Genomic DNA, 24,624 nt, shown 5'->3' on the forward strand with positions numbered 1-24,624 from the left:
CCTGTGAGTGGGCCGGAATTGAGCCCGCGGGATCCGCGGGCTTTTTTTCGTCCTCGCGGCATGGCGCCGGGAATGGCACCGGGAATGGCGCCCAAAAGACAAGGCCGCGGCCGGGACGGCTGTCCCGGACCGCGGCCGGTCCGACGGTCTGAAGCGAGCTGGGCCTAGCGCATCAGTCCACGGTCGCGCCAGAGGCCTTCACCACCTTGGCCCACTTGGCGGCTTCGCTCTTCATGAAGGCAGCCAGTTGCGCCGGCTTTTCCGGATGGGCTTCCGCGCCCTGGTCGGCCATCTGCTTCTGCACGTCCGGCATGGCCAGGATCTTCACCACTTCGGCGTTGATGCGGTCGACGATGGGCTGCGGCGTGCCGCCGGTGGCGTACAGCGCGAACCACGAGGTGGCTTCGTAGCCGGGCACGCCGGCTTCGGCCACGGTCGGCACGTTCGGCAGCGCCGGCGAGCGCTTGGCCGAGGTCACGGCGATGGCGCGCAGCTTGCCGGCCTTCACGTGCGGGTACGACGACGGCAGGTTGTCGAACATCAGGCCGATCTGGTTGCCCAGCAGGTCATTCACGGCCGGGGCGCTGCCCTTGTACGGAATGTGCTGGATGTGCAGGCCGGTCATCGAATTGAACAGCTCGCCCGACAGGTGCATCGACGAGCCGCTGCCCGACGAGCCATACGACAGCTTGTCCGGGTTGGCCTTCACGTAGGCGATCAGCTCCTTGATGGTGCTGACCGGCACCTTGGGATTGACCACCACCAGGTTCGGCACCATCGCCACGCGCGTGATCGGGGCGAAGTCCTTGACCGGATCGTACGGCAGCCTGGAGTACAGCGACTGGTTGATGGAGTGGGTGCCGATGGTGCCCATGAACAGCGTGTAGCCGTCGCCCGGGGCCTTGGCCGCCAGCGCGGCGCCGATGTTGCCGCCCGCGCCCGGACGGTTGTCGATCACGACCGGCTGGCCGAGCGCCTTGCCCAGTTGCAGGCCGACGATGCGCGCCAGGATGTCGGTGGTACCGCCGGCCGAGAACGGCACGATCATGGTGATCGGCTTGGTCGGGTAGGTGCCTTGGGCTTGGGCGCTGCCGGCCACGCCGGCGAACGCCGCGGCCAGCGCGACGCCGGCGGCCAGCAGGCGCCGGCGCGTATTGACGTGCAGAGGGCTTGCTTGGAAATCGGTTTTCATGTTTGCTCCAGGTAAATCGCTATCGGCCCGCACCGGCGGCGCGGGTCGTCTTTTTTAGTTATGGACTGCGGATTGCTTCGGCGTGATGACACCGCGGCATGTGCCGCGTCCACGCCACGGGCTTACACGGGGGCGACGCCGAGCGTGGTGCCGCCGCACACGTACAGTACCTGGCCGGTGACGAAACCGTTTTCCGGCGACAGGAAGAACATCGAGGCACGCGCCACATCCTCCGGCGTGCCCATGCGCTTGACCGCGATGCTGGCCAGGATGCGCTTGGTCTGCTCGCTGCCCTCGGGATTGCTCTTGCGGAACAGCTCGGTGGCGATCGGGCCCGGCGCCACGGCGTTGACGGTGACGCCGTCGCCGCCAAGCTCCATCGCCAGCGTGCGGGTCATGCCGATCAGGCCGGCCTTGGTGGCGGAATACACCACGCGCTCGGGCTTGCCCAGCGCGGCGCGCGAGGCCATGTTGACGATGCGGCCGAAATGCGCGGCGCGCATCGCCGGCAGGCAGGCCTGGGTCAGCAGCATGGTGGCCTGCAGGTGCAGGCCGACCACGTAGTCGAGGTCTTCGACGCGCGCGGTGTCGACGGTGCCGGGGCGCGTGGCGCCGGCATTGTTGACCAGCCGCGTGACGGCGAAGCGCGAGACCACCTGCTCGGCCACGGCGCGGGTCGCCGCGGCGTCGGTCAGGTCGGCCTGGAAGAACGTCATGCTGGGGTGGGACCAGGCGGGGGCGACATAGTCGACATTGACCACCTGGGTCACGCCATCGGCCAGCAGCATCTCGCTGATGGCGCGCCCGATACCGGAACTGGCGCCGGTGACGAGCGTGGCAACGGGAAGGGACATCGTTGACTCCAACCGGCGCAAGCCTGCGCCGGGTCATGCCTGAAGAGATGCGGCCGGAACCGGCGAGCCAGTCGGCCCGGTCGCGCTGCTTCTTGCGTTGGGGGAAACTTCATCAACCTGCACATCCATAGCAGGCTAACGGCGGTGAAACGCCATTCTTTAGCGGCTGTTTTCCAACCGCGCGCCAGCGGCGCGCCCCGCGGACCGGAGCCCGCGGCGCGCGCGCCGGACCGCAGCGCGTCAGACGCGCTCGATCACCATCGCGATGCCCTGGCCCACGCCGATGCACATCGTGCACAGCGCGAAGCGGCCACCGGTGCGGTGCAGCTGGTACATGGCGGTGGTCACGAGGCGGGCGCCGCTCATGCCGAGCGGGTGGCCCAGCGCGATCGCGCCGCCGTTGGGGTTGACGCGCTCGTCGTTGTCGGCCACGCCCAGCTGGCGCAGCACGGCCAGGCCTTGCGCGGCAAACGCTTCGTTGAGCTCGATCACGTCCATCTGGTCGATGGTCATGCCGAGCTGCCTGAGCAGCTTCTGCGTGGCCGGCGCCGGGCCGATGCCCATCACGCGCGGCGCCACGCCGGCGGTGGCCATGCCGACGATGCGGGCTTTCGGGGTCAGGCCATGCTGCTTCGCGGCCGCTTCGCTGGCCAGCAGGATGGCGCAGGCGCCGTCGTTGACGCCCGAGGCATTGCCGGCGGTCACGGTGCCGTCGGCGCGCACCACGCCGCGCAGCTTGGCCAGCGCCTCCATGCTGGTGGCGCGCGGGTGTTCGTCGCGCTCCACCACGATGGCGTCGCCCTTCTTCTGCGGAATCGTCACCGCGGTGATTTCCTGCGCCAGCGTGCCGTCGGCCTGCGCGCGCGAAGCCTTTTCCTGGCTGCGCAGCGCCATCAGGTCCTGGTCTTCGCGGCTGACCTTGTAGTCGGTGGCGACGTTCTCGGCGGTCTCGGGCATCGAGTCCACGCCGTAGGCCGCGCGCATGGCCGGGTTGACGAAGCGCCAGCCGATGGTGGTGTCGAAGATCTGCGCGTCGCGCGAGAAGGCGCTGGTGGCCTTGCCCATCACGAACGGGGCGCGGCTCATGCTTTCCACGCCGCCGGCCAGCATCAGGCCCGCTTCGCCGGACTTGATGGCGCGCGCGGCGGTGCCGGTGGCGTCCATGCCGGAGCCGCACAGGCGGTTGATGGTGGCGCCCGGCACGCTTTCCGGCAGGCCGGCCAGCAGCAGCGACATGCGCGCCACGTTGCGGTTGTCCTCGCCGGCCTGGTTGGCGTTGCCGTAGATCACGTCATCGATGGCGGACCAGTCCAGGTTCGGGTTGCGCGCCATCAGCGCCTTGAGCGGCACCGCGCCCAGGTCGTCCGCGCGCACCGCGGACAGGCTGCCGCCGTAGCGGCCGATGGGGGTGCGGATGGCGTCGCAGATAAAGGCTTCGGTCATGTTGTCTCTCTTGCTTGTACGTGGCTTGTACGTGAATCGTGATCGTGAAGCGGAGGCCCCGGCGGCGCTCAGGCCGTGGCAGCCTGCAGGAGCGGCACGCCGGTCACGCGCTGCAGTTCCTCGAAGGACAGGCCTTCGACCAGGTCGCGCGCGACCAGCCCTTCGGGCGTCACGTCGATGGTGGCCAGGTCGGTATAGATGCGCGTGACGCAGTTCATGCCGGTGAGCGGATACGTGCATTGCGGCACGATCTTGCTCTCGCCCTGCTTGGTCTGGTGCTCCATCATCACGAACACTTCCTTGGCGCCGATGGCCAGGTCCATCGCGCCGCCCACGGCCGGGATCGCGCCCGGCGCGCCGGTGTGCCAGTTGGCCAGGTCGCCCTTCTCGGAGACCTGGAACGCGCCCAGCACGCAGAAGTCGAGGTGGCCGCCGCGCATCATCGCGAACGAATCGGCGTGGTGGAAATACGAGCCGCCCGGCTTGATCGTGACCGGCTGCTTGCCGGCGTTGATCAGGTCGCCGTCTTCCTCGCCGGCAGGCGGCGCCTTGCCCATGCCGAGCAGGCCGTTCTCGCTGTGCAGCAGGATTTCACGGTCGGCCGGCAGGTGATTGCCGACCAGGGTGGGCAGGCCGATGCCGAGGTTGACCACGGCACCGTCGGGAATGTCTTTGGCCACGCGGGCGGCCATCTGATCGCGGGTCAGGCGTTGCATGTCGGGATTCTCCTTGTCGCTCAGACGGGGGTCTTGCCGGCGTCGATCTTGACGACGCGCTTGACGAACAGGCCCGGCGTGATGATGTGCTCGGGGTCCAGCTCGCCCAGTTCGACGATCTCGCTGACCTGCACGATCGGGCACTTGGCGGCCATCGCCATGATCGGGCCGAAGTTGCGCGCGGTCTTGCGGTAGGTCAGGTTGCCCCAGCGGTCGGCGCGCTGCGCCTTGATGAGGGCGAAGTCGGCGTGGATGGGCTTTTCGAACACATAGCCCTGGCCGTCGATGATGCGGGTTTCCTTGCCCTCGGCCAGCGGCGTGCCGTAGGCGGTGCGGGTGAAGAAGCCGCCGATGCCGGCGCCGGCGGCACGGATGCGCTCGGCCAGATTGCCCTGCGGCACCAGTTCCAGCTCGATCTCGCCGGCGTGGTAGAGCGAGTCGAACACGTAGGAGTCGGCCTGGCGCGGGAACGAGCAGATGATCTTGCGCACGCGCCGGGCCTTGAGCAGCGCGGCCAGGCCCGTATCGCCGTTGCCGGCGTTGTTGTTGACGATGGTGAGGTCGCGCGCGCCCTGGGCGATGAGGGCGTCGATGAGCTGCGCCGGCATGCCGGCCATGCCAAAGCCGCCGATCAGGATGGTGGCGCCGTCGTGGATGTCGGCCATCGCCGCTTCCACCGAGTCGAATAGCTTGTTGATCACTTGCGTTCCAGTTCCGAAAGCCCGGACGAACCATCCGGAACCGGCCGCCAAGCCGCGAGGAGGAACATCAGGCGGCGCGCGAACGCTGTCTCCGGACAGTCCTGCCGGAAGAGCCATCCGGCCTGCCCGCCCCGCCGCAGGTGCGGGAGCGTGCCGCCGGACACGAATCCAACAGACTTTGTTTTTCTTGTTCTTGTGATTTGTTCTAACTGCGAACCTCAATTCGCACTCTGAACAGATTACACCTGTGCTCCCGGCACGGTCAAGGCGCCGCCGCATCGCTTGTGCGTTAGCCGGACACCCCCGGCGCGGCACGGCAAGAGCTTACGCAGCTTACGCTTTTCCGCGCCGCGCCGGGCAGGCTCAGGGCAATTGCAGTTCGGCGCGGCTGCCGGCGGCGCCGGGCCGGATCTCCAGCCGCACGTCGATGCGCTCGCGCAGCTCCGCCACGTGCGAGATGATGCCCACCAGCCGGCCCGCCTGCTGCAGGTCGATCAGCGTGTGGATCGCGAAGTCCAGGCTTTCCGGGTCGAGCGTGCCGAAACCTTCGTCGACGAACAGCGTGTCGAGCTGGATGCCGCCCGCGCGCGACTGCACCACATCGGCCAGCCCCAGCGCCAGCGACAGCGAGGCCAGGAAGCCCTCGCCGCCCGACAGCGTGTTGGCCGGGCGCGCCACGCCCGAGTTGTGGTCGAACACCTCCAGATCGAGCCCGCCGGCCGCGCGCAGGTCGCCCTGCTCGCGCACGCGCTGCAGTTCGTAGCGGCTGCGGCTCATGCGCATCAGCCGTAGCGACGCGGCCTCCAGCACCTCGTCGAGCAGCGTGGCCAGCACGAAGCGCTGGAAGGTGATGCGGCGCGGGTTGTTGCCGTTGGCCACCTCGGACAGGCGCCCGAGCACGGCATAGCGGCGCTCGATGTCGGCGCCGTCGGCGGCGAGCCGGTCCAGGCGCTGCTGGCATTGCAGCAGGTTCTCGCGGCTGCGGTGCAGGTCGGCCTGCTGGCGGACCAGCGCCTCCAGCGCGCTTGCCGCGGCCGCCTGGGCCTGGCGCAGCGCGTCGAGATCGGGCGCCGCCAGGTCGCGCGCGGCGGCCGTGGCGCGCGCGCGGCGGTCGGCGGCGGCGGCCACGTCGCGGTCGAAGCGCTGGATGCGGGTTTCGAGCTGCGCGGACTCCGCCTCGGGCAGGCGTGCCTCGGCATAGGCCTGCGGCGTGGCAAACCCGGCCTGCGCGAGCGCGCCGTCGAAGGCCGCGCGCGCCTGCGCCTCGCGCTGCGCGCCGCCGGCAACGCTGGCCCGCGCCGCGGCCTGCGCGGCCTGCGCCGCGGCCAGGTCCGCGCCGGCCTGCTTATCGGCGGCCTGGGCCTCGGCCAGCGCGGCCTCGGCGGCGGCCAGTTCCTGCCGCGCGCGCGCCAGCGCATGTTCCAGCTGGGCGGGATCGCGGCGCTCCGGCGGCACCTGCGCGCTGGCCGCCTCCCACTCGCCTTGCAGCCGGGCGTGGCGCTGCGCGGCCCCCTGCGCGGTGGCATCGGCGCCGCGGATGGCGGCTTCGGCCGCGGTGAGCGCGGCGCGCTGGCGCTCGAGCTCGGCGGCCAGCGGCAGGCGCCGCGCCTCGGCCGCTTCGGCCGCCTGCTGCTGGGCGCGCAGCGCGCTGCCGCTTTCGGCCAGCGCCTGCCGCGCGCCGCCGATGTCCGCGGCGGCATCGGCGGGCATGTCCGCGGCGGCCAACGCCGCGCGCAGCTCCGCCAGCTGATCCTGGCGCAACGCCAGCGCGGCCAGCGCCGACTGCGCGCCGGCCGCGGCTTCGTGCGCGGCCTGGTCGGCGGCGCGGGCGTCGTCGCGCGCGTGATCGAGGACCTCGTCGGGCACCGGCGCGTCCAACTGCAGCGCAAGCTGCGGATGGGCCGCGCTGCCGCACACCGGGCAGGCCTCGCCGGCGCGCAGCCCAGCCGCCAGCCGCGCGGCCTGCCCCGCGCGCCATGCGCGCTCGGTCTCGCGCAGATGCGCGGCGGCGGCCGCCTGCAGCGTGGCGGCGCGCTGCGCGGCGCCTTGCGCGGCTTCGGCCTGCGCGCGGCCCTGCTCCGCCTGTGCCAGCGCGGCGGCGTATTTGTCCAGCATCGTGGCCTGGCGGGCCAGTTCGGCCTGCCGGAGCCGGATTGCCTCCAGCCCGCGCGCGCCGGCCTCGGCCTGCGCCAGCCCGGCTTCGGCCTGGCGCATCGCCGCGGCGGCCTGTTCCTGTGCGCGCGCGGCAGCCGCGTGCGCCGCCGCCGCGCTGGCCTGCTCCGCGGCGGCGCGCTGCAATTCGGCTTGCAGCGCGCCAAGGCGCTGCGCGCGCGGCAGCATGGCCTCCAGCTCGGCCGCCTGCTTCTGCATCCGCTGGCGCTCGCCCGCGCGCCCGGCCTGCGTGGCAAGCGCGGCGGCGGCGCGCGCCGAGACGGCGGCGCAGGCATCCGCGCGCGCGCCCGCCGCCGCCAGCGCCTGCTGCGCCTGGCGGTGATCGTGCCCGGCTTGCTGCCAGTGCTGCTCGAACGGTTGCGCCTGCGCCGCGCGGCGCGCGGCCTGCAGGCGCAGCCGCACGGCTTCCACCTCGGCCTGCTGCGCCATCAGCCCCGCATGGGCCGCCTCGGCTTCACGCGCTTCGCGCAGGCGCGCGTCGGCCTGCTCGCCCTGCTGCGTCGCCAGCCGGGCGTGCTCGAGCGTGGCGCGCGCGGCGGTTTCCTGCCGCGCCAGGTCTTCCAGCCCGGATTGCAGCGCCGCCACCTGCACGCGCAGCGCCTCGGCGGATTCGAGCTCGTATTGCTGCAGCAAGGCCGACTGCTCGATGCGCAGCCGCTCGGCCTGCTGGCGGATGGCCGCCGCCTGCCCCTTGAGCAGTTCCTCCACGCGCCGGTACAGCTCGGTGCGGAACAGGCGCTCGAGAATGGCCTGGCGGCTTTTTGAATCCGCCGTGAGCAGTTCGCGGAAACGCCCCTGCGGCAGCACGATCACCTGGCGGAACTGGCTGCTGTCGAAGCCCAGCAGGTTGCGTACGAATTCATCGACGCGGCTGGGCTGGCTGGCCTTGCTGGTCCAGCCGGCCGCCTCCAGCGCATCGAGCTGGGCCTTGGGCGTTTCCTTGACCGTGCCGCCGCCGCGCAGCTTGGGACGCTCCTGCGCGGGCGAGCGCGTGACGCGGTAGCGCTGCGCGCCGAGGCTGAACTCGAACGTCACCTCGGTGCGCAGGCCCGGATCGGCGTTGGCGCTGCGCATGTCCTGCGCGCTGCGCTCGCCGCCCGAAGTGTCGCCATAGAGCGCGAAGCAGATCGCGTCGAGCAAGGTGGTCTTGCCGGCGCCGGTGGGGCCGTGGATCAGGAAGAACGCCTGCTCGCCGAGCCGGCTGAAATCGATTTCCTCGCGGGCCGCGAACGGGCCGAACGCCTGCAGCGCCAGATGCAGCGGTCTCATGCGGACTCCCTGTCGGCCGCGGCGATGCCGTCGAGCACCTGCGTCAGCGCGCGGCGCTGGTCTTCATCCAGGTCCTCGTCGGCGACTTCCTTGAAAAAGCTGGCGAACAGCTCGCCGGTGTCGAGCTGGCGCAGGCGCTGGCCGGCGGCGCTGGCCTCGCCGGCGCGCGACAGCACCGCGCGCTCGATCGCCAGCGCGTTGGGATAGGCCTGGCGCAGGCGCGCCATCGGGTCCAGCAAGGCGCCGGTATCGGTCAGCACGGCGTGGATATAGTCGTCGCGCCGCGGATCGGCGGCGCCCTGCGCCACCAGCGCGGCCAGTTCGCCCTCGAGGATGCGCAGGTCGCGCCGCGGGGCCAGCGCGATCTCCTCGATGGCAACCTCGCCATTGGCGCCCAGTTCGATCAGCGAGACCGACTTGGCGTGCGCGGCTTCCGACAGCGAGTATTTCAGCAGCGAGCCCGAATAGCGGATGCGCCCGCCCAGCGTCTGCGGCCGGTGCAGGTGGCCGAGCGCGACCAGGTCGAAGCCGTCGAACACGCCCGCCGCCACCGCCCCGCTGCCGCCCACCGAAAGCGGCCGCTCGGATTCGCTGGCCTCGCCGCCGATGACGAAGGCGTGCGCCACCACCACCGAGCGCGCCTGCGCGGGATGGCCGGCGCGGATCGCGTCGAGGCGGGCCGCGAGCGCGGCCTCGTGGCCGGGCACGTCCACGCCGAACGCATCGCGCACCGTGGCGGGCTCGGCATAAGGCAAGGCATAGATGCGCACTTCGCCGTGCGCGTCGGACAAGGTCACGCAGGCCGCCTCGCGCTCGGTGCGGCCCGCCACGTGCAGGCCCTGCGCGGTCAGCAGCCGCGCGCCGAAACCGAGCCGCTGCGCGCTGTCGTGGTTGCCGGCGATCATCACCACCGGCACGCCCGCGTCCACCACGATGCGCGCCAGCACGTCGTCGAGCAGCGCCACCGCCTCGGGCGGCGGCACCGCGCGGTCATAGACGTCGCCGGCGATCAGCACCGCGTCCGGCTTGTGCTCGCGGACCAGCGCCACGAACTGGTCGAGCACCCAGGCCTGGTCTTCGAGCAGGCTGCGCGCGTGAAAGACGCGCCCGAGATGCCAGTCGGCAGTGTGGAGAAAACGCAATGTGGAATTCCTTGATGACCTGTGCGGGGCACGGCTGCCCATGAAGCATGAGGATAAGGGCCGGCCGCGGCAGGCGACATGATAAACGCCGCCGGCGCGGCGTTCAGCTTCGGTTCAGCGCGCGCTGCGCACAATGCACGCATGCTGGTGCAAAGGCGCCAGCCCCGGCACGCCGGGCCATTCCGGGCACGCGCGCGCATAACCAGGCATAACCAGGAGAACAACATGAAACGCATTCTGATCGCCACCGCACTCGCCGCCGCAACCGTCGCCGCGCAGGCACAGTACACCGGCCCGTCCGCGGTGCCCGCCGCCACCGTCAAGAGCCTGCAGGCGCAGGGCAAGGACGACCAGCCGGCGGTGCTGCGCGGGCAGATCGTCAGCCACGTGGGCGATGAACTCTACAGCTTCGACGACGGCACCGGGCAGATGCGCGTCAAGATCAAGCACAAGCTGTGGCCGGCCGGGCAGCCTGTCGGTGCCGCCACCAAGGTGGAGCTGACCGGCGAGTACGACAAGGACTGGGTGGGCGAACCCAAGTTCAAGGTCAAGCAGGTTCGCGTGCTCTGAGCGGGCTTGCGCCTGCGAGCCGGGCCGCGCTCCCGAAAAATGGGGAAACCCGCGGCCCGCGCGCGGTTTGCCGGTCAATCGACATTTGCCGCCGCGGCTTCGGGGTAGAGGTTGGGAAACAGAATATTCAAGGCATCCAGCGGGAAGCCAATCCGCAACTCTGCCCTGTGGGACTGGCTCACCAGCAGCCCGTCCCTCAGCAACTGCGAGATGATCTTGCGCGCGGCGCGCTCGCCCAGGCCGGTCATCTGCGAGAAGTCGCCACGAGACACGCTGCCGCTCAGGAGAACGTGAAGCAGCGGGAGCACGGCCTCGGTACGATAGTCCCGAAATTCCGCCGACTGGCTGCGCACCAGGACCAGGGCTTTGACCCGGTCTCGCAGACCGCCGACGTCGAACATGCGGGCCATGAAGCTCACCTGGTCCTCGCACAGGTCGATGAAGTAGTCACACCATTCCCACAACATCTTCTCGCTGAGATTGCCGCGTCCATCCAGATCGCCATGCCTCGGCATGTCCGCGTTGGAAAGCCGCTCGTAATACCTGTCCCGGTTCCGCGCGAGGCCCCGGTTGACCGACCAGAGGCCGCCGCTAAGCCGGCTGAGCGCGGTATGGGTCTGCAGCCGCGCCGCGCGGCCATTGCCGTCGAGGAACGGGTGGATCCACACGGTGCGGTGATGGGCCGCGGCGATCATCGTGAGCACGTTGTCGACGCCTTGTGCCTGCCCATACACCTGGTCCATGCGGGCCAGGAACTTTGGCAGCGAGGCGAATGCTGGCGCGTGGTGCCGTCCAACCGACACGTCCGCCTCCCGGATCCGGCCGGGCTCGACGATGCGCCCTTCGGATGTCGTCCGGTCCTCGGCGGACAGGCGCCCATAGAGGCTGCGGTGGGCGCGCAGCAGGAAATCGCTGCGCAAGGCCTGGGCCTCGGTCAGATGGAGCGCTTCAAGCTCCGCTTCAAGCTCCCTTTCGGCCTCGATGTGCGCCACGGCGATGCGCTGGCGCTGGGCGATCTCCGGATCGTCGGAAAAGTCCCTTTTCAGGGCCTTGCTCACGTTCGCGGGATGCGTGCTCTGCCCCTCGATCCGGTTCGAGTAATACGAGTTCATTTCCCGCACCAGCTCGCGCAGTGCCTCGCGCGCCGGCGGGCACAACGCGCCGCGTAGCTCATGCGCCTTTTCAAAGACAGCGCGCGTTTTCGCGACAAGCTCATCGAGCCGCTTCTGGGGCAGCAGCGGCTCGAACTGATGAGGACTGTCGTAGATGGCAATGGTCGTGCCTGGAACGGATGTCATGCCGGTTTCCATGCCGGATCATTCCGGATAATTTCCGTAGTATATACAACAGCTTATATTGGAAATCGGACCGCATCATCGTATCTTTTGTGCCGGTTATCCTGCCGGATTGCCCGTCCCTCGGATCGGGATGCCCAGTCCGAAAGGAAGATCCCCCGCAAGCCACCGCCTGCGGGGGATTTCCAGCCGGCCACGCAACGTCTTCCGATACGCTGCCGGGCAGTCAGCGCCTGCCAGCGCAACAGGAAAACGTTCCGGGACGCGCCCGGTCTCAGGCCGGCTCGGCCTCGTTGTCCGCGATCTGGAACTTGCGCATCTTCTCCCACAGCACCTTGCGGCTGATGCCGAGGCTGGCCGCCGTATCCTGGCGCCGCCAGCTATTGGCGTCGAGCGCCGCCACGATGCGGCGGCGCTCCTCGGTCTCGCCGCGCCAGTCGGCGGTGCGCTCGTTGCCGTCGAACGCTCCCGGGCGCAGGCTGCGGAACAGCGGCCGGATGCGCGCCTCGTCCCAGTGGCCGGTCTGCTGCACCGTGATGCCGACGCGCTCGGCGAGGTTGCGCAGCTCGCGCACGTTGCCGGTGAAGAACGCCGTGCCCACCGCGCCCTTGAGCCAGTCCGGCACCGGCGGCAAGGCCTCGAAGCCGGACGGCCCGAGCATCTGCTTGAGGAACGAGATCAGCAGCGCCACCTTGTCGACCGCGCCGCGCTCTTCCAGGCTGGGCAGGCGCAGCTCGATCACCGCCAGGCGGAAATAGAGATCCGCGCGAAAGCGCCCTTGCGACACCGCCTCGCGCAGGTCCTTGTTGGTGGCCGCCACCAGGCGGAAGTCCAGCTTCACCGGCATGGTCGAACCCAGCCGCGTGAGCGCGTTCTCTTCCAGCACGCGCAGCAGCTTGACCTGCTGGAACAGCGGCAGGTCGCCGATTTCGTCGAGGAACAGCGTGCCGCCGTTGGCCTGCTCGAAAAAGCCGCGGTGCGCGAACATCGCGCCCGTGAACGCGCCCTTGGCATGGCCGAAGAACTGCGACTCGAACAGCCCGTCGGGAATCGCGCCGCAGTTCACCGCGACGAACGGCCCCTTGCCGTAGATGTTGTTGCGCTCGTGGAAAAGCTGCGCGATGCGCTCCTTGCCCGCGCCGGTCTCGCCGTACAGCATCACGTTGCTGCTGAAGTCGGCGAACGTGTCCACCTGCGCCAGGAACTGCTGCATGGCCGCCGACTCCGCCACCAGTTCCGCGCCGGTGTTGCCGGTCTCGGCCGCGGCCAGCAACTGCGGCAGCAGCTTGCCGATCTGGTTGCGCAGGTCGGGGCCGGTGAAATCGTCGGACAGGATATGCGCGTATTCCGCCGGGAAACGCCCCGGATCGGTCTCCCGCCCGGGCGCCGCGACCCAGATCACCGGCATGCCGTGCGCGGCCTCCCAGTCCAGCGCGGTGAACTTCGCCGCGCCGATCACCGACACGCTGATCACCGCCACGCACGGCTTGGTGCGCGGCTCTGCCGGCAAGGCTTCCAGCGCGCCGGCGCGGATCACGTCTACCCCGAGCGGCGACAGAAAGCGCGCCACGCGGTCGGCAATATCGTACTTGCCTTCCCACACATAGACTTCAAGGCTCTCGTAGGCCCAGCGATCTGTTTTCATCTTTCTTCCGCCGTATCGCGATTCGCCTGTTGCATGGCTTGTTCTTCAGAACACCAGTTCGGCATTGTTGCAGTCGATGTCGTTCAGCCACAGGTCGGCGTAACCCAACTGGATGCCGAGGGCGCCGAGCAGCGGCCCCAAGAGCACGTCCAGCGACTGGAACAGTGGGGTCAGCAAACCCGCAAGGGGCAACGGGATGCCCAATAGCGGAATGCCGAGCACCGTCACCTCGACCTTGAGATTCAGCGATCCCACCACATCGAGCAGGATGCCCGTCAGCGGGTTCGCCGTGCCCACCCGGGTAGTGGCCCCCGGGGCTAGGGTAACAACGGTGTTATTCAAGCTTGGACCCGTTTTCGTCGAACCGGTCGCAGTTACCTTGACCGTTGTGGAAATCAGCGGAAGCCCGGTCTCGACAATTGTCACCGGCCCGGATGCGCACCCTGCACCGCTGCCAACCCCGGCGGCAAGACAAGCCTTTGCCACACCGGTATTGACGCCGAACGTCGCCCTGCAATCCGCCTTTGCGGCTGCGCATTGAATGCTCTGCAGGGATGCCGTCGCGGAAGCGACTTCCACGTATAGCGGCAAATTCACGCTGACATTGATCAGACCCAGCAGCGGCGCTATCAGCGCGCCAACCAGCGTTGTGGTCTTCGACGTGTCCATGCCACCCAAGGCGGCAATGTCGAGTCGCAGCCCGACCTGGGCGTTGTGGGCGGTGGTCTGCCACGTGCCAGAGCTCAGTTGGCGCGCCGGACCTACCGCCGTGGCCGGCGGCGCGATGACATACAACTGTGCACTAACGCCTGCGATGTTGGGCACATTGATATTGGTCGTGGGTAGCGCGATTGCGGCCGTACCATTGGCCACCTGCGCCCCCAGCATCAACAGATTGGCCACGCTCAGGCCGACATCCGCGGCCGACGACGCCGCCGGCGCCAGCACGCCCAGATTGAGCAGCTTGCCCAGCCCCACATCCACCGCCGCGCCGCCCACGCCCAGCTTCGTGGGCGGGCTGCCAAGCGCGGTGGACAGCAGCGCGTCCTTGCCCGCCGCACCCAGCACCAGCGCATAGAACTGCTGGATCGACAGCGAGGTCTTCAGCAACTCGTCGACGGAACCAAGGCCGAGCTTGAGCCGGAGCTGGTCCAGCGTGACCGTGGTGTTGAGCAGCCCATTCCAGTCCAGCACCGAGAAATTGACGGCGGTGCCCAGCAACGCGCCCAGCAGACTGTTGGCGGACTGAAAATCCAGCAGCCCGCTGCCCAGCGAAAACGACGCCACCGGCGGACTCGCATTGGCAATCGCCTCCGCGCGCAGCTGGCGCGAGGTGCCGCCCGGAATCACGAACAGGATCGGCACGGTCTGCGTGACCACCACCTGTACCGCGTTGGCCGAGACCGACTGCGCATTGGCGTCGTAGCCGGCCTTGAAATGCCGCGCCGTATCGCTGCCGGACGTATAGGCCGGGTCCCACACGCCCATGCACACGTTCATGCCGTCGGCAGCACCCGCGGCCGGGCTGGCGCAGCCGGCCGCGGCCGCGCCCCCGTAGCCGTTCTGCGTGCCGGCCGCCTGCGTGGCAGCGAGCACGTTGGCGGAAACCGTGGCGGACGGCCCCGCCTGCTTGAGCTGCTGGGCGCCGGCCAGCGCGGCCATGTCGGCAACCTTCTGCAGCTCCCGCTGGCGGTAGAACACATGGCCCACGTCGATCGACACCAGCGCGCCCACCACCACCGTCACCAGCAGCAGGGCGCCCAGCACGCCGATGGCCCCGCGCTGCGCGCGTCCGCGCACGCCGATGCAGGACGAGCCCATGCGCGTCATCGCCCGGCCGCTCCGGCAGCTCCGGTTGCGCCGGCCGTCATGCCGCTGCCCCGTTGCGACGATGTCTGGCCCGTATAGAACTCCGGAATCGGATAGCTGAACGTGGCCATGTAGCGCGGGTAGGACAGCGCGGCCTGCTCGCCCCGCAGCGGCAGCAGTTGTCCGCCCTGCGTGCCGTTGCGCTGGATCTCGAGGATATTGCGCGTGGTGGCGCCAACCTCCTGCCGCGCGGGGCGCGCCTGGCGCGTGGCCTCGGTCTGGCCGCAGAGCGGGCCCGCGGCCAAGAGGGCCACGGCGAGCGCCAGCCCGCGGCGGCTGGCGGCATGCAGGTTCTTCGATGCGGTGGTCCGTGTCATGAATGGCTCCTGGATGCGCGCCCGGACAGCGGGCAGCGCCTGGTGACTCGCGAACGCCGGCCGCGCGGCGGCATGCCGGGCGTTCATGGCGTGGCCTGGCCGATGTCGGTCAGGCGCAGATGGCTGGGGCCGGCCACGGCCGCGGTGGCAGCGCCCGGCGCGGCGGCGGCCAGCGTCGCGCCGGGTGCTGCCGCGCGGGCATGTTGCGCGCTGGCGCGCCTGACGCGCTCCGCTTCCTGCATCACGGCCTTGCGCGTGGCCTCCGGCAGGGCCGCGCGCTGCATCAGCGATGCGGCCTGGTCGGGCTTGCCGTCGGCGGCAAGCCACACCGCCGCGTTGCTGACCACGCGCGGGTTCTTGCCGTCGAGCTGCAGCGCCTGCATGACCGGCACGCGCGCCTCGGCCAGCGCGCCGGTGCGCATCAGCGCGTAGCCGAGGTCGTTGGCCACCTGCGGGTTGGTGGGATCGGCCTGCGCCGCGCGGCGGAACTCGGCGGCGGCGCCGGCAAAGTTGTTCTGGCGCCCGGCGATCAGCCCCAGGCCGTGGTAGGCGCGCGCCTGCGCCGCCGTCTCGGCGAGGCTGCGGTAGGCCTGCACCGCCTGCGCGTCCTGGCTGGTCTCGCGCAGCGCGTCGGCGCGCATCAGTGTCAGTTCAGGGTTGGCGCCGAAGCGCTTCTCGTACACGTCGATATGCGCGAGCGAGGCAAAGTACAGGCCCTCCTCCTGCATCTTGCCGATCAGCCCCAGATAAACCGTCTTGTCGTCATAGCCGGCGCGGTCCTGCTTGTCGCGCAGCCTGGACAGTTCCACCTGGGCGTCGGCCTGCTCGCTCATGCGGCTGGCCAGGCTGGCGCCGCAGCCCGACAGCGCCGCGGCGGCCAGCGCCGGCAGCAGCGCCCACGCCCAGCGGCGGCGCGCGCCGGTCCTGTCGTCTCGTCCCGTCATCTCGTTCCCCCCGACAAATGCGTCAGCATCCGCGCCACGCCCAGGAAGCCGGGGCCGGCGGTGATGATCAGCAATACCGGCAGCATGGTCACCACCATCACCGCCGTCATCTTTACCGTGAGCTTGCCGACCTGCTCCTTCATGCGCGCCTTGCGCGTCTCCTGCAGGCGCAGCCCGAACTGGCGCAGCGGCTCCTGCACCGCGCCGCCGAAGCGGTCCACCTGGGTCAGCATGGTGATCAGGCTCTTCAGGTCCTCGCTGTCGAACAGCCGGCCGATGCGCTGCAAGGTCTGCTCGCGCGAGCGCCCGGTGGCGAACTGCTGGTTGGCGCGCATCAGCTCCGGCCCGATCACGCGCAGCATGCTGCCGAACTCCGCCACGATCACCTGCAGGCTCTGGTCGATCGACAGGCCCACGCCCTGCAGCAGGCGCAGCATGTCGACCAGCACCGGCAGCTCGTCCTCCAGGCGGCGCAGCCGGTTCGACGCGCGGCGCTGCAGGATCCATTTGGGCACGAGAAACGCCAGCGCGAACACGGCGAAGGCCCAGAACACGGCACCGCTCAGCGAAGGCAGGCGCCAGGCGAAGGCCGCCGCTGCCAGCGCCGCCGGCACCGACACGCGCAGGCCGCCGAACACGGCCCGGGCCTTGTCGCCATAAAAGCCGCATTGCTCGAGCAGGCGCTCTTCCTCGGCCGTGACCACGGCCTTGCCCAGCGGGGAGTTCAGCCAGCGCTGGTCGAAGCGCCCGCTCAACTGGCCGCCCAGCCTGGCGCCGATGCCGGCCCCGGCGCGCTGGGCGGGGGCAGCCGTGGCCGCTGCCGCTGCCGCGGGCGCGGGCGCGGCGTCGCCCGGCGCGGGCGGTGCTGCCGCGGCGCCGGCCGCCGCCACCGCGGCCTGGCGCGAGAGCGCCGCGTCGATGGTGCGCGTGGCGCGCAGGCGCTGGCGCCACTGGCTCACCAGCGGCAGCGCGAGCGCGGCGAGGCCCAGCGCGGCAAGGCCCAGGCTCAGCGAGATCAGGGTGATGCTGTCCATGCGCGCCGCCCCTATACCGACCTGGCCAGGCGATAGAGCATGGCCGCCCCGACCACCTCGAGCGCCAGCGCGACCAGCAGCAGCGTCTTGCCGCCGGGATCGCGCCACATCATCATGATGTAGGCCGCGTTCATCACGAACATCATCCCGCCCACCACCAGTGGCAACAGCCCCAGCACCCACGCCGACAGGCGCGTCTCCGCGGACAGCGCATACAGTTCCTGCTGGGCCTGCTCGCGGTCGCGCATGAAGGCCGCGGTGCGCTCCATCACGATGTCGGCGCGGCCGCCATAGCGCGTGGCCAGGCGCAGCACGGACGACAGCAGCATCAGTTCGTCCACGCGATAGACGCGCGCCACCTGCAGGACCGCCTGGTCCAGTTCCTTGCCGGCGCGCTGCAGGTGGATGGCCTGCACCAGGCACTGCCGCAGCGGCGGCTCGGTGTTGCCGATGGCGGTCTGGAAGGCGGCCGGCACGCTGCTGCCGATGCTCATCATGCGCACCACCGCGTCGAGGAACGACGGCAGTTGCCGGCGCAGCTTCTGGCCGGCGCGGCGCGCCCGGTTCCACAGCAGGAAATACATCAGCAGCAGCGTCAGGAACAGCGCCGTCAGCGCCGCCAGCACGCCGCCGGCGGCGGCGGCCAGCAGCGCCACGCAGACGACCACCGCGGCGGCCAGCGAGTAGGCGCGCCGCGTGGGCGCCAGGTCGGCCCGGCGCAGCAATTCTTCCCAGCGCCGGCCGAGGTCGTTGCGCTTCTTGCCGGCCTGCGGCTCGGGCGCGGCCGCGTAGCGTGCCTTGACCTGCTCGGTCTGCGCGCGCAGGAAGGCGCGCGCGCTCTCGTCCTGCGCGCGGGCGCGGGCGCTGGCCAGCAGCAGCAGGCCCAGGCCCAGCACCACGAGCGCGGCCGCGGCGACGGCCAGGGCAGCGCTAGACATCGAAGCGGTCGTCGAGGCCGAAGCCGGCCGCCGGGCGCATGCGCGCGAGCTTCGGCGAATGCGGCAGGATGCCCAGCGACAGCCAGCGGTCCACCTCGATGCCGTCGGGCCCGGTATAGGGCTCGTGGCGATAGAGCTCCTGCGTGGAGATGATGTTGTCGCCCAGGCCCGTCACCTCGGTGACGGAGAGGATGCGCCGCTTGCCGTTGGAGAGCCGGCCAATCTGCACGATGAAATCGATGGCGTTGGCGATCTGCCGGCGCAGGCTGGACTCGCTGCCCTGGAAGCCGGCGAAGCCGGCCAGCATCTCGAGCCGGTACAGGCATTCGCGCGGGCTGCTGGAGTGGATCGTGCCCATCGAGCCGTCGTGGCCGGTGCTCATGGCCTGCAGCATCTCCAGCACTTCGCCGCCGCGCACTTCGCCCACGATGATGCGGTCCGGCCGCATGCGCAGGCTGTTGCGCAGCAGGTCGCGGATCGACACCACGCCGGTGCCCTCGAAGCCGCCGGGGCGGCTCTCCAGGCGCACCACGTGCGGGTGGTTCAGCGCCAGCTCGGCGGTGTCCTCGATGGTGATCACGCGCTCGCCGTCGGGCACGAAGGTGGCCAGCGCGTTGAGCAGCGAGGTCTTGCCCGAGCTGGTGCCGCCGCTGACGAGGATATTGCAGCGCGCCTTGACCGCGGCTTCGAGCAGTTCGCTGACCTCCGGGCTCATGGTGCCGAGCGCCTGCAGGTCCGCCGGCGTGAGCGGGTCCTTGCGGAACTTGCGGATCGACACCACCGGGCCGGCCAGCGCCAGCGGCGGGATCACCACGTTGATGCGGCCGCCGTCCGGCAGGCGCGCGTCGACCATCGGGTTCGATTCGTCCAGGCGGCGCCCGATCGGCGCGAGGATGCGGCGCACGATGCGCAGCAGGTGGCCGTTGTCGGCGAAGCGCACCGGGATGCGCTCCAGCACGCCGTGGCGCGACACGTACACGTCGAGGTGGCCGTTGACGAGGATGTCCTCCACCGCCGGATCGTTGAGCAGGTCCTCGATCGGGCCGAAGCCGGCCAGCTCCTTGGTCAGCGCCTCGGCGATCTGGTGCAGCTCGACCTCGTTGATCGGGATCCGGCGCAGCCGCGTGAAGCTCTCCAGCTCCAGGTCGACGAAGCGGTTGATCGCGGTGCGCGACCAGCGCCCGAACTCCGCGCCGAGCTCCTCGATCCGGGTGAGCAGGTGCTCGTGGGCCGCCTCCTTGATGTTCTGGAATTCCTGCGATGCAGGAAACGGCGCGGCGGCGTTGTCGGAGAATTCAATGGCTTGCGACATGTCAGTTCCCAGCCCGCTCAGTGCGCAACGCGCGCATGGCGCGCAGCGCTTCGGGCAGCTTTTCTTTTACCCGGCCCAGCAAGCCGGCTTCGCTTGCGGTGCCGGCACGGTATCCCAGCTTGTCCACCAGCTGGCCAACGGCACGGACATACGGATCGGCGGGGCTGTCGTCGGCCAGCACCACGCCACGGTTGAGCGCCAGCACCAGCGGCTCGCGCCGGTCGGGCAAGGTGCCGACCGACGTGGCCTCCAGCCGTTGCGCGATCTGCTGCGCATCCACGCCCAGGCGCGCGTCGAAACGCGAGACCAGCAGGTGCAGGTCTTCCCGTTCCACCTCGCGCTTCTTCAGCTCCTGCAACAGCTCGGCCGCCGAGACGATGGCGCCCACGCCCTGGTCCACCATCAGCAGCACCGTGTCGGCGGCCTTGACCAGGTGCGCCATGAACTCGATGTTGCTGAACCCGCCCAGGTCCACCACCTGCAGGTCGAAGAACGCGCGCAGGCGGTTGAGCAGGCCCAGCGCCTCCATGAAGGAGATGTCGCGCAGCTCCGCCAGCGTGGCCGGCAGCGGCAGCACCACCACGCCGTTGCCGTGGCGCGCCAGCGCGGTCTGCACGAAGACCTGGTCGAAGCGGCGCAGGTTGCGCACGCCCTCGACGAAATGAAAGCCGGGGTTGATGTTCATGTAGAGCGAGCCGTCGCGCGCCGGCAGGCCCAGGTCCATCAGCAGCACCTCGCCGTGGCAGCGCTTGCGCACCGCCGCGGCCAGGTTGGTCGCCAGCGTGGTCGCGCCCACGCCCACGCGCGCGCCCAGCACCGCCACCACCTTGCCGCGCCGCGCGGGCTCGGCCTGGCCGCGCGCGGTCAGCAGCCGGCGCACGATCTCCACCGCGCCGCCCGGCGGCGCGGTCATGTCGATGAAATCCTTGGCGCCGCCGCGCAGCGCCGCGAGCATGATCTCGGGCTCGCCGGCATTGCCCACGGCCACCAGCGGCAGCCCCGGATAGAGCCGCGTCACCTGCTCGGCGAGCCGGCCCGAGGCCAGCGCCTGCTCGCGCGAAAAATGCAGGAACACCATGCCCGGGTTGATGGTGGCGATCTGTTCCAGGAACACGTCCTGCGGGCCGGGCTCGACCGCCAGCTGGCCCAGGCTGGAGAGCGCGGCCGACAGCCATTGCCGTGGTTCGGGCTGCGCCGCGTTGAAGAGGAAATAGCCCATCTGCGCCTGCCGCTCCGTGCCTTCGTCCGCCGCGCCGGGATTCATTTCGAGAAGCCCGGCAGGGTGGGATCGACGTATTCGCCCAGCACGTACCAGCCCCACACATTGGGGTTGCCGCTGGTGCGGCCGTCCTCGGTGACCGCGGCCACCGCCGCCGCGCCCTTGGCCAGCGGGCGCACCAGGCGCGGCGTGACCACGATCATCAGCTCGCGGTCCTCCTGGTTGAAATTCAGGTTGCGGAAGAAGGTGCCGATGATCGGCAGGTCGCCGAGGAACGGCACCTTGCTGACGTTGCTGACCGTGTTGCGGCTGACCAGGCCGCCGATCACGAAACTCTCGCCGTCGCCCAGCTCCACCGTGGTGTCGGCGCGGCGCGTGACGATGCCGGGCACCAGCGTGCCGTTGATCGAGACGCCGCGCGAGGGATCGAGATCGCTCGCTTCGGGCGCCACCTTGAGCGCGATGCGGTCCTTGGACAGGATCGTGGGCGTCACGCTCAGGCCGATGCCGAACGGCTTGAACTGGATCGTGGTGGTGCCCAGCGCCTGCGGCACCGGGATCGGAATCTCGCCGCCGGCGAGGAAGCTCGCGCTCTGGCCCGACAGCGCCACCAGGCTGGGCTCGGCCAGCACGCGCGCCATGCCGTTGCTTTCCAGCAGGCTCAGGTTGGCGAAGATGCCGCGCGAGAACGACGCCGCGACGAGGTTGAAGGCGCTGCTGATCGGCAGGCTGACGTCCGTGCTCAGCGAGCCGGTGCCGTTCGCGCCCGGCGTGAAGGTGAACTTGTTCAGCGACGACGGCGCGAACGTGCCGAAGGCAAAGCCGCCGTTGTTGCGATAGAAATTGAAGCCGACCTCCTTGAGCACCGTCTTGCTGATCTCCACCACCTTCACGTCCACCTGCACGGTGCCGCTGACGGGAATGGTCGAGCGGTCTGCCACCATGCTGCCCTTGCCTTCCGCGCCGGCGGTGGCCGCGCGCGCCAGCTGCTGCGCGCGCCAGGCCGACTGCGCATCGCGCGACTGGCCGCTGATGTCGGCGCCCGCGCCCGACACGGCCACGCCGGCGCCGTCGGCCTCGGCCTCGGTGGCGTCCACCTGGACATGGATGGTCCGCGCCGGCTCGCCGCGCGTCCACACCATCAGGTCGGTCGCGCCGGGCTTCTTGGCTACCACCAGCACGCCGTTGGCGCCGGCACGGTTCTTCAGCAGCAGGGCGTCGGCCACCGCCGGATTGCCGATGGCGACGCGCTCCAGCGGCTGGGCCAGCTGCAGCTGCCGCTGGCTGCCGACCACGAGCCGCAGCTCCCGCGGACTCTCCGCCTGCTGCGCCCAGGCGGTGGAAACGGCGCAGCAGACGGCAAGGGTGGCTGCGCCGGCAAGAAGGGATTTCATCAATCGGCTATCCAGAAAGTATGACTGTCCGAAAAGCGCCGCGGCTCGCCAGCGTGACACGCATGGACGGCCGCGGGGCCTTGCTTCATTCGATCTCGCGCTTGCCGCCGCGGATCACCTCGACACTGTTCTGCGCCACGCTGCTCGCCATGCGGCTCCGCGGCGCCGGTACGGCGGACGCGGCCGCCGGCGCCGGCCGGGGCGCGGCCTGCTCGCGCCGGGCGGGGCCGGCCACGCCGGCCAGGCTTGCCAGCGCCACCCCGGCCACGGCCCGGTCGGACGCGGTGAGCACGGCCGGCGCGCCGGCCGGCAGCCGGGCCTGCAGCGCGGGCGCCGGCTCGGCAAGCAGGTTCTCGGCCGGCACGCTGCCGTCTTCCGGATTGCGCAGCGCCAGCAGCAGGCGTCCGCTCTGCTGCCCCAGCGCCAGCTTGCCGACGTCGGCCACGGGCACCGCCAGCACGGCGGTCTTGGCGCCCTCGCGGCGCACCATCATCTGGTCCGGGGCGGGCTTGGCGGTCTCGATCACGGTGCCCGCGCCGTAGGCCAGCACGCGCAGGCGCGCCAGCAGCAGGCGCGCCTGGCTGCCTTCGATCTCCTGGCCGTCGCGGCGGAACACGGCGAACACGTCGACGAAATCGCCGGGCTGCACTTGGTTGCCCACGCCGATCACCTCATCGACGGCGACGGCCACCGCGCGCTCGCCTTCCTTCACCTGTGAAGCCAGCCCGGCAAGCAACTGGCTTTCGAGCACGGGCACGTTGGCGCCGATGCCGACCAGCGGGATCTGCCCGGCGACGCGCGCCACGTCGGTGTACGCGCCGGTCGGGTTGATCGGCAGCTGCTCGACCTTGAGCGCGTCGGCGGGAACCGGCTTGCCCGCTTCGATCGGCTTGACGGTGATCACCACGGCATGCAGCTCGGCGGCAGCGGCCACCGGCGCCGCCGGCTTGGCCGGCGTGCGCGCCACGCGCCACGCCAGCAGCGCCAGCAGCAGCGCGAGGACGAGCAGCGCGATGGCGAACACGCGAATCTGTTTGCTGGTCATGTGGACTCTCTGTTTCGGTTGAGCGGCACGCGGCCTCGCCGCATGCGGGCAGGCGCGTCAGGCCGCGGCCTCGGCGGTCTGGTGTTCATGTGTCGGGAGCAAGCTGCACGGTGGCGCTGCCGGTGAGCGTGGCGGGCATCGGCACGCCCGGCACGACGGGCAGGATCGCGCCGGAAGGCAGGTTCAGAGTGACCTTGACGCAGACCGAGCCGCCCGGGTTCGCGCAGGTGACGGTCTGCGCAACGTTGCTGGAAGAAACGGCATTCCGGATGGATGCCGGCAAGGTGGCAAGGGCGGTCGCCGAGGCCGCGCTCACTCTTAACGCCTGCGTTGCCGCGGCGTTATTGCCGGTGGCCCCTGCGGGATAGCGCAGGGCCGCGCGCGCGCCTTCCTCGGCAGCAAGCGTGAGCACCTGCTGCATCGCCAGGACGACCCCGAAATAGACGATGCCGATCACCATTGCCAGCAAGATCGGCAATACGATGGCGAATTCGAGCGCGGCCGCGCCGGACGAGCGCGTCCGCACGGCGTGATTTCCCCGCAATGACATACTTCACCCGGTTGTGCTTTAGTTCTTCTTGCGCCGAACCGGTGGCGCGGACTGCGACACCTACTTCCCGAGCATCATCCAGACCAGCAAACCGACCGCGAGGTAAGCGGCATATGGAATGCCCCTGACCTCGTTTGCCTGCCCTGTCGAGACCGATGGCGCGGTGCCTGCCAAGCGCCGCAGCAAGCCCGCCACATGGTCTGCCCATACCCTCACGACCACCGTCTCCCGCGCACGTACCAGCAAGGCGTGCACGAAAGCCAGCAGGCTGCCCACGACCCACACCGTCACCAGCCCCACCGGGCCGGTCAGCAGACCCGCCACGGCGAAGAATTTGACGTCACCTGCGCCCATCTGCCCGAGCACATAGAAAGGCAGCATGACTAGCAGGCCGAGTGTGAATCCGAGCAATCGAGAGGCGAGACCCGGCTCCGGAATCAAGCCGAGTGGGAACGCCAGGCCGACCGCCGCCATAGCGGCAATCAGCACGGCATTGGGCACTTTTCGATAAGCAAAATCGGTCCAGATGATCGCCGCGCAGAATAGTGCGGCAATAAGGGTAAGCACCTAGATCAGGTGAGAATAGTTGTAATTTTCGTGCCGATAGCCTGGAAGAAGGTACCAATATCGGTAGCCAGTCCCTTTGCAGCCACGGTGATCCCCAATGCGACCAGCCCCACAATCAACCCGTACTCAATTGCAGTAGCACCCCGTTCGTCCCTGATGAAGCCCGCCAAAGCCTTTTTCATGATGTCACTCCGTATAGGTTTAGTTACCCAACGTCCGCTTACCCCTCCGACACCGCCGGGCTCTTTTGGCCTGGCTAGTATCGAGCAGTAACGCTGGTGAGAGAATTTATAGTTCAAAGCCATGTATCAACCATACCCCCCCTTCGGGTTATATTTGTTTCAGCTTAATGGCTGACGGCCGTTTGAAAACAGTGCGTTTTTAAAGAGCAAAACCACTAATTGCGCCGGATGCCACACCCATCCGGATGAAGCCA

The 24,624-nt window shown here is 69.8% G+C and carries 22 protein-coding genes; 1 reads left to right on the plus strand and 21 read right to left on the minus strand.

Translation table 11 applies throughout. The features are described 5' to 3' along the window. Positions 1–172: 172 nt before the first annotated feature. From ACWTPI_RS32480 to ACWTPI_RS32510, 7 genes are all read right to left on the minus strand, one after another. Positions 173–1,192, minus strand: coding sequence for a Bug family tripartite tricarboxylate transporter substrate binding protein (locus ACWTPI_RS32480; RefSeq protein ID WP_020206701.1), 1,020 nt, complete (start codon positions 1,190–1,192; stop codon positions 173–175). 122 nt (positions 1,193–1,314) lie between these two features. Then, on the minus strand, positions 1,315–2,046 hold the full coding sequence (locus ACWTPI_RS32485) for an SDR family NAD(P)-dependent oxidoreductase (protein WP_454733821.1): 732 nt from the start codon (positions 2,044–2,046) through the stop codon (positions 1,315–1,317). 240 nt (positions 2,047–2,286) lie between these two features. After that, positions 2,287–3,489: a 3-oxoadipyl-CoA thiolase gene (pcaF, locus tag ACWTPI_RS32490; protein ID WP_020206703.1), complete on the minus strand. Its 1,203-nt coding sequence runs from the start codon at positions 3,487–3,489 to the stop codon at positions 2,287–2,289. 68 nt (positions 3,490–3,557) lie between these two features. Continuing rightward, positions 3,558–4,205, minus strand: a complete 648-nt coding sequence (locus ACWTPI_RS32495; protein ID WP_020206704.1) for a 3-oxoacid CoA-transferase subunit B — start codon at positions 4,203–4,205, stop codon at positions 3,558–3,560. 20 nt (positions 4,206–4,225) lie between these two features. Further along, positions 4,226–4,906, minus strand: a complete 681-nt coding sequence (locus tag ACWTPI_RS32500) for a 3-oxoacid CoA-transferase subunit A (RefSeq protein ID WP_020206705.1) — start codon at positions 4,904–4,906, stop codon at positions 4,226–4,228. A 363-nt stretch (positions 4,907–5,269) separates the two neighbouring features. Beyond that, complete coding sequence (locus ACWTPI_RS32505) at positions 5,270–8,347, minus strand: AAA family ATPase (protein ID WP_454733822.1); 3,078 nt, start codon at positions 8,345–8,347, stop codon at positions 5,270–5,272. After that, positions 8,344–9,489, minus strand: coding sequence for an exonuclease SbcCD subunit D (locus ACWTPI_RS32510; RefSeq protein WP_059415769.1), 1,146 nt, complete (start codon positions 9,487–9,489; stop codon positions 8,344–8,346). Before ACWTPI_RS32510 ends, ACWTPI_RS32505 begins: the two co-directional genes overlap by 4 nt. 225 nt (positions 9,490–9,714) lie before the next feature. On the opposite strand from ACWTPI_RS32510, the gene ACWTPI_RS32515 reads away from it, so the two are divergent. After that, positions 9,715–10,059: a YgiW/YdeI family stress tolerance OB fold protein gene (locus ACWTPI_RS32515; RefSeq protein WP_020206834.1), complete on the plus strand. Its 345-nt coding sequence runs from the start codon at positions 9,715–9,717 to the stop codon at positions 10,057–10,059. Between the two features lie 74 nt (positions 10,060–10,133). Here the strand turns inward: ACWTPI_RS32515 and ACWTPI_RS32520 are convergent, their stop codons facing one another. The 14 genes from ACWTPI_RS32520 to ACWTPI_RS32585 form a co-directional block, all read right to left on the minus strand. Beyond that, on the minus strand, positions 10,134–11,369 hold the full coding sequence (locus ACWTPI_RS32520) for a Fic family protein (RefSeq protein ID WP_454733823.1): 1,236 nt from the start codon (positions 11,367–11,369) through the stop codon (positions 10,134–10,136). Between the two features lie 259 nt (positions 11,370–11,628). Beyond that, positions 11,629–12,999, minus strand: coding sequence for a sigma 54-interacting transcriptional regulator (locus tag ACWTPI_RS32525; protein WP_059415770.1), 1,371 nt, complete (start codon positions 12,997–12,999; stop codon positions 11,629–11,631). A gap of 45 nt (positions 13,000–13,044) precedes the next feature. Beyond that, positions 13,045–14,829, minus strand: coding sequence for a TadG family pilus assembly protein (locus ACWTPI_RS32530; protein ID WP_059415772.1), 1,785 nt, complete (start codon positions 14,827–14,829; stop codon positions 13,045–13,047). Continuing rightward, positions 14,826–15,185: a DUF3613 domain-containing protein gene (locus ACWTPI_RS32535; protein WP_454733824.1), complete on the minus strand. Its 360-nt coding sequence runs from the start codon at positions 15,183–15,185 to the stop codon at positions 14,826–14,828. Before ACWTPI_RS32535 ends, ACWTPI_RS32530 begins: the two co-directional genes overlap by 4 nt. 83 nt (positions 15,186–15,268) lie before the next feature. Continuing rightward, positions 15,269–16,129 (minus strand): tetratricopeptide repeat protein, encoded by an 861-nt coding sequence (locus tag ACWTPI_RS32540; protein WP_454733825.1) that lies wholly within the window; start codon positions 16,127–16,129, stop codon positions 15,269–15,271. After that, positions 16,126–17,163, minus strand: a complete 1,038-nt coding sequence (locus ACWTPI_RS32545; protein ID WP_454733826.1) for a type II secretion system F family protein — start codon at positions 17,161–17,163, stop codon at positions 16,126–16,128. The genes ACWTPI_RS32540 and ACWTPI_RS32545 overlap by 4 nt, the downstream gene beginning before the upstream one ends. Before the next feature lie 11 nt (positions 17,164–17,174). Continuing rightward, entirely contained in the window at positions 17,175–18,101 is a 927-nt protein-coding gene (locus ACWTPI_RS32550) for a type II secretion system F family protein (RefSeq protein WP_454733827.1), read from the minus strand. Further along, the gene (locus ACWTPI_RS32555) at positions 18,094–19,413 is read right to left on the minus strand and encodes a CpaF family protein (protein WP_020204972.1); all 1,320 of its coding nucleotides are present in this window, start codon (positions 19,411–19,413) and stop codon (positions 18,094–18,096) included. The genes ACWTPI_RS32550 and ACWTPI_RS32555 overlap by 8 nt, the downstream gene beginning before the upstream one ends. Position 19,414: 1 nt before the next feature. Continuing rightward, the gene (locus ACWTPI_RS32560) at positions 19,415–20,632 is read right to left on the minus strand and encodes an AAA family ATPase (RefSeq protein WP_454734057.1); all 1,218 of its coding nucleotides are present in this window, start codon (positions 20,630–20,632) and stop codon (positions 19,415–19,417) included. A 41-nt stretch (positions 20,633–20,673) separates the two neighbouring features. Then, positions 20,674–22,026, minus strand: a complete 1,353-nt coding sequence (locus tag ACWTPI_RS32565) for a type II and III secretion system protein family protein (protein ID WP_081651494.1) — start codon at positions 22,024–22,026, stop codon at positions 20,674–20,676. An 85-nt stretch (positions 22,027–22,111) separates the two neighbouring features. After that, complete coding sequence (cpaB, locus tag ACWTPI_RS32570; protein WP_454733828.1) at positions 22,112–23,071, minus strand: Flp pilus assembly protein CpaB; 960 nt, start codon at positions 23,069–23,071, stop codon at positions 22,112–22,114. 85 nt (positions 23,072–23,156) lie between these two features. Continuing rightward, entirely contained in the window at positions 23,157–23,621 is a 465-nt protein-coding gene (locus ACWTPI_RS32575) for a TadE/TadG family type IV pilus assembly protein (protein ID WP_454733829.1), read from the minus strand. A gap of 60 nt (positions 23,622–23,681) precedes the next feature. Next, complete coding sequence (locus ACWTPI_RS32580; RefSeq protein WP_029044020.1) at positions 23,682–24,188, minus strand: A24 family peptidase; 507 nt, start codon at positions 24,186–24,188, stop codon at positions 23,682–23,684. Between the two features lie 5 nt (positions 24,189–24,193). After that, positions 24,194–24,370 (minus strand): Flp family type IVb pilin, encoded by a 177-nt coding sequence (locus ACWTPI_RS32585; protein ID WP_020204978.1) that lies wholly within the window; start codon positions 24,368–24,370, stop codon positions 24,194–24,196. Positions 24,371–24,624 lie beyond the last annotated feature (254 nt).

The organism is Cupriavidus ulmosensis (assembly GCF_977008105.1).

What these genes read in the sequence shown, in the direction of transcription:
- ACWTPI_RS32575 (WP_454733829.1), bottom strand. Translation starts at nt 23,621, where the DNA reads ATGTCATTGCGGGGAAATCACGCCGTGCGGACGCGCTCGTCCGGCGCG.
- ACWTPI_RS32530 (WP_059415772.1), bottom strand. Translation starts at nt 14,829, where the DNA reads ATGACGCGCATGGGCTCGTCCTGCATCGGCGTGCGCGGACGCGCGCAG.
- cpaB (WP_454733828.1), bottom strand. Translation starts at nt 23,071, where the DNA reads ATGACCAGCAAACAGATTCGCGTGTTCGCCATCGCGCTGCTCGTCCTC.
- ACWTPI_RS32545 (WP_454733826.1), bottom strand. Translation starts at nt 17,163, where the DNA reads ATGGACAGCATCACCCTGATCTCGCTGAGCCTGGGCCTTGCCGCGCTG.
- ACWTPI_RS32480 (WP_020206701.1), bottom strand. Translation starts at nt 1,192, where the DNA reads ATGAAAACCGATTTCCAAGCAAGCCCTCTGCACGTCAATACGCGCCGG.
- pcaF (WP_020206703.1), bottom strand. Translation starts at nt 3,489, where the DNA reads ATGACCGAAGCCTTTATCTGCGACGCCATCCGCACCCCCATCGGCCGC.
- ACWTPI_RS32525 (WP_059415770.1), bottom strand. Translation starts at nt 12,999, where the DNA reads ATGAAAACAGATCGCTGGGCCTACGAGAGCCTTGAAGTCTATGTGTGG.
- ACWTPI_RS32505 (WP_454733822.1), bottom strand. Translation starts at nt 8,347, where the DNA reads ATGAGACCGCTGCATCTGGCGCTGCAGGCGTTCGGCCCGTTCGCGGCC.
- ACWTPI_RS32555 (WP_020204972.1), bottom strand. Translation starts at nt 19,413, where the DNA reads ATGTCGCAAGCCATTGAATTCTCCGACAACGCCGCCGCGCCGTTTCCT.
- ACWTPI_RS32540 (WP_454733825.1), bottom strand. Translation starts at nt 16,129, where the DNA reads ATGACGGGACGAGACGACAGGACCGGCGCGCGCCGCCGCTGGGCGTGG.
- ACWTPI_RS32515 (WP_020206834.1), top strand. Translation starts at nt 9,715, where the DNA reads ATGAAACGCATTCTGATCGCCACCGCACTCGCCGCCGCAACCGTCGCC.
- ACWTPI_RS32485 (WP_454733821.1), bottom strand. Translation starts at nt 2,046, where the DNA reads ATGTCCCTTCCCGTTGCCACGCTCGTCACCGGCGCCAGTTCCGGTATC.
- ACWTPI_RS32495 (WP_020206704.1), bottom strand. Translation starts at nt 4,205, where the DNA reads ATGCAACGCCTGACCCGCGATCAGATGGCCGCCCGCGTGGCCAAAGAC.
- ACWTPI_RS32535 (WP_454733824.1), bottom strand. Translation starts at nt 15,185, where the DNA reads ATGACACGGACCACCGCATCGAAGAACCTGCATGCCGCCAGCCGCCGC.
- ACWTPI_RS32585 (WP_020204978.1), bottom strand. Translation starts at nt 24,370, where the DNA reads ATGAAAAAGGCTTTGGCGGGCTTCATCAGGGACGAACGGGGTGCTACT.
- ACWTPI_RS32565 (WP_081651494.1), bottom strand. Translation starts at nt 22,026, where the DNA reads ATGAAATCCCTTCTTGCCGGCGCAGCCACCCTTGCCGTCTGCTGCGCC.
- ACWTPI_RS32550 (WP_454733827.1), bottom strand. Translation starts at nt 18,101, where the DNA reads ATGTCTAGCGCTGCCCTGGCCGTCGCCGCGGCCGCGCTCGTGGTGCTG.
- ACWTPI_RS32560 (WP_454734057.1), bottom strand. Translation starts at nt 20,632, where the DNA reads ATGGGCTATTTCCTCTTCAACGCGGCGCAGCCCGAACCACGGCAATGG.
- ACWTPI_RS32520 (WP_454733823.1), bottom strand. Translation starts at nt 11,369, where the DNA reads ATGGAAACCGGCATGACATCCGTTCCAGGCACGACCATTGCCATCTAC.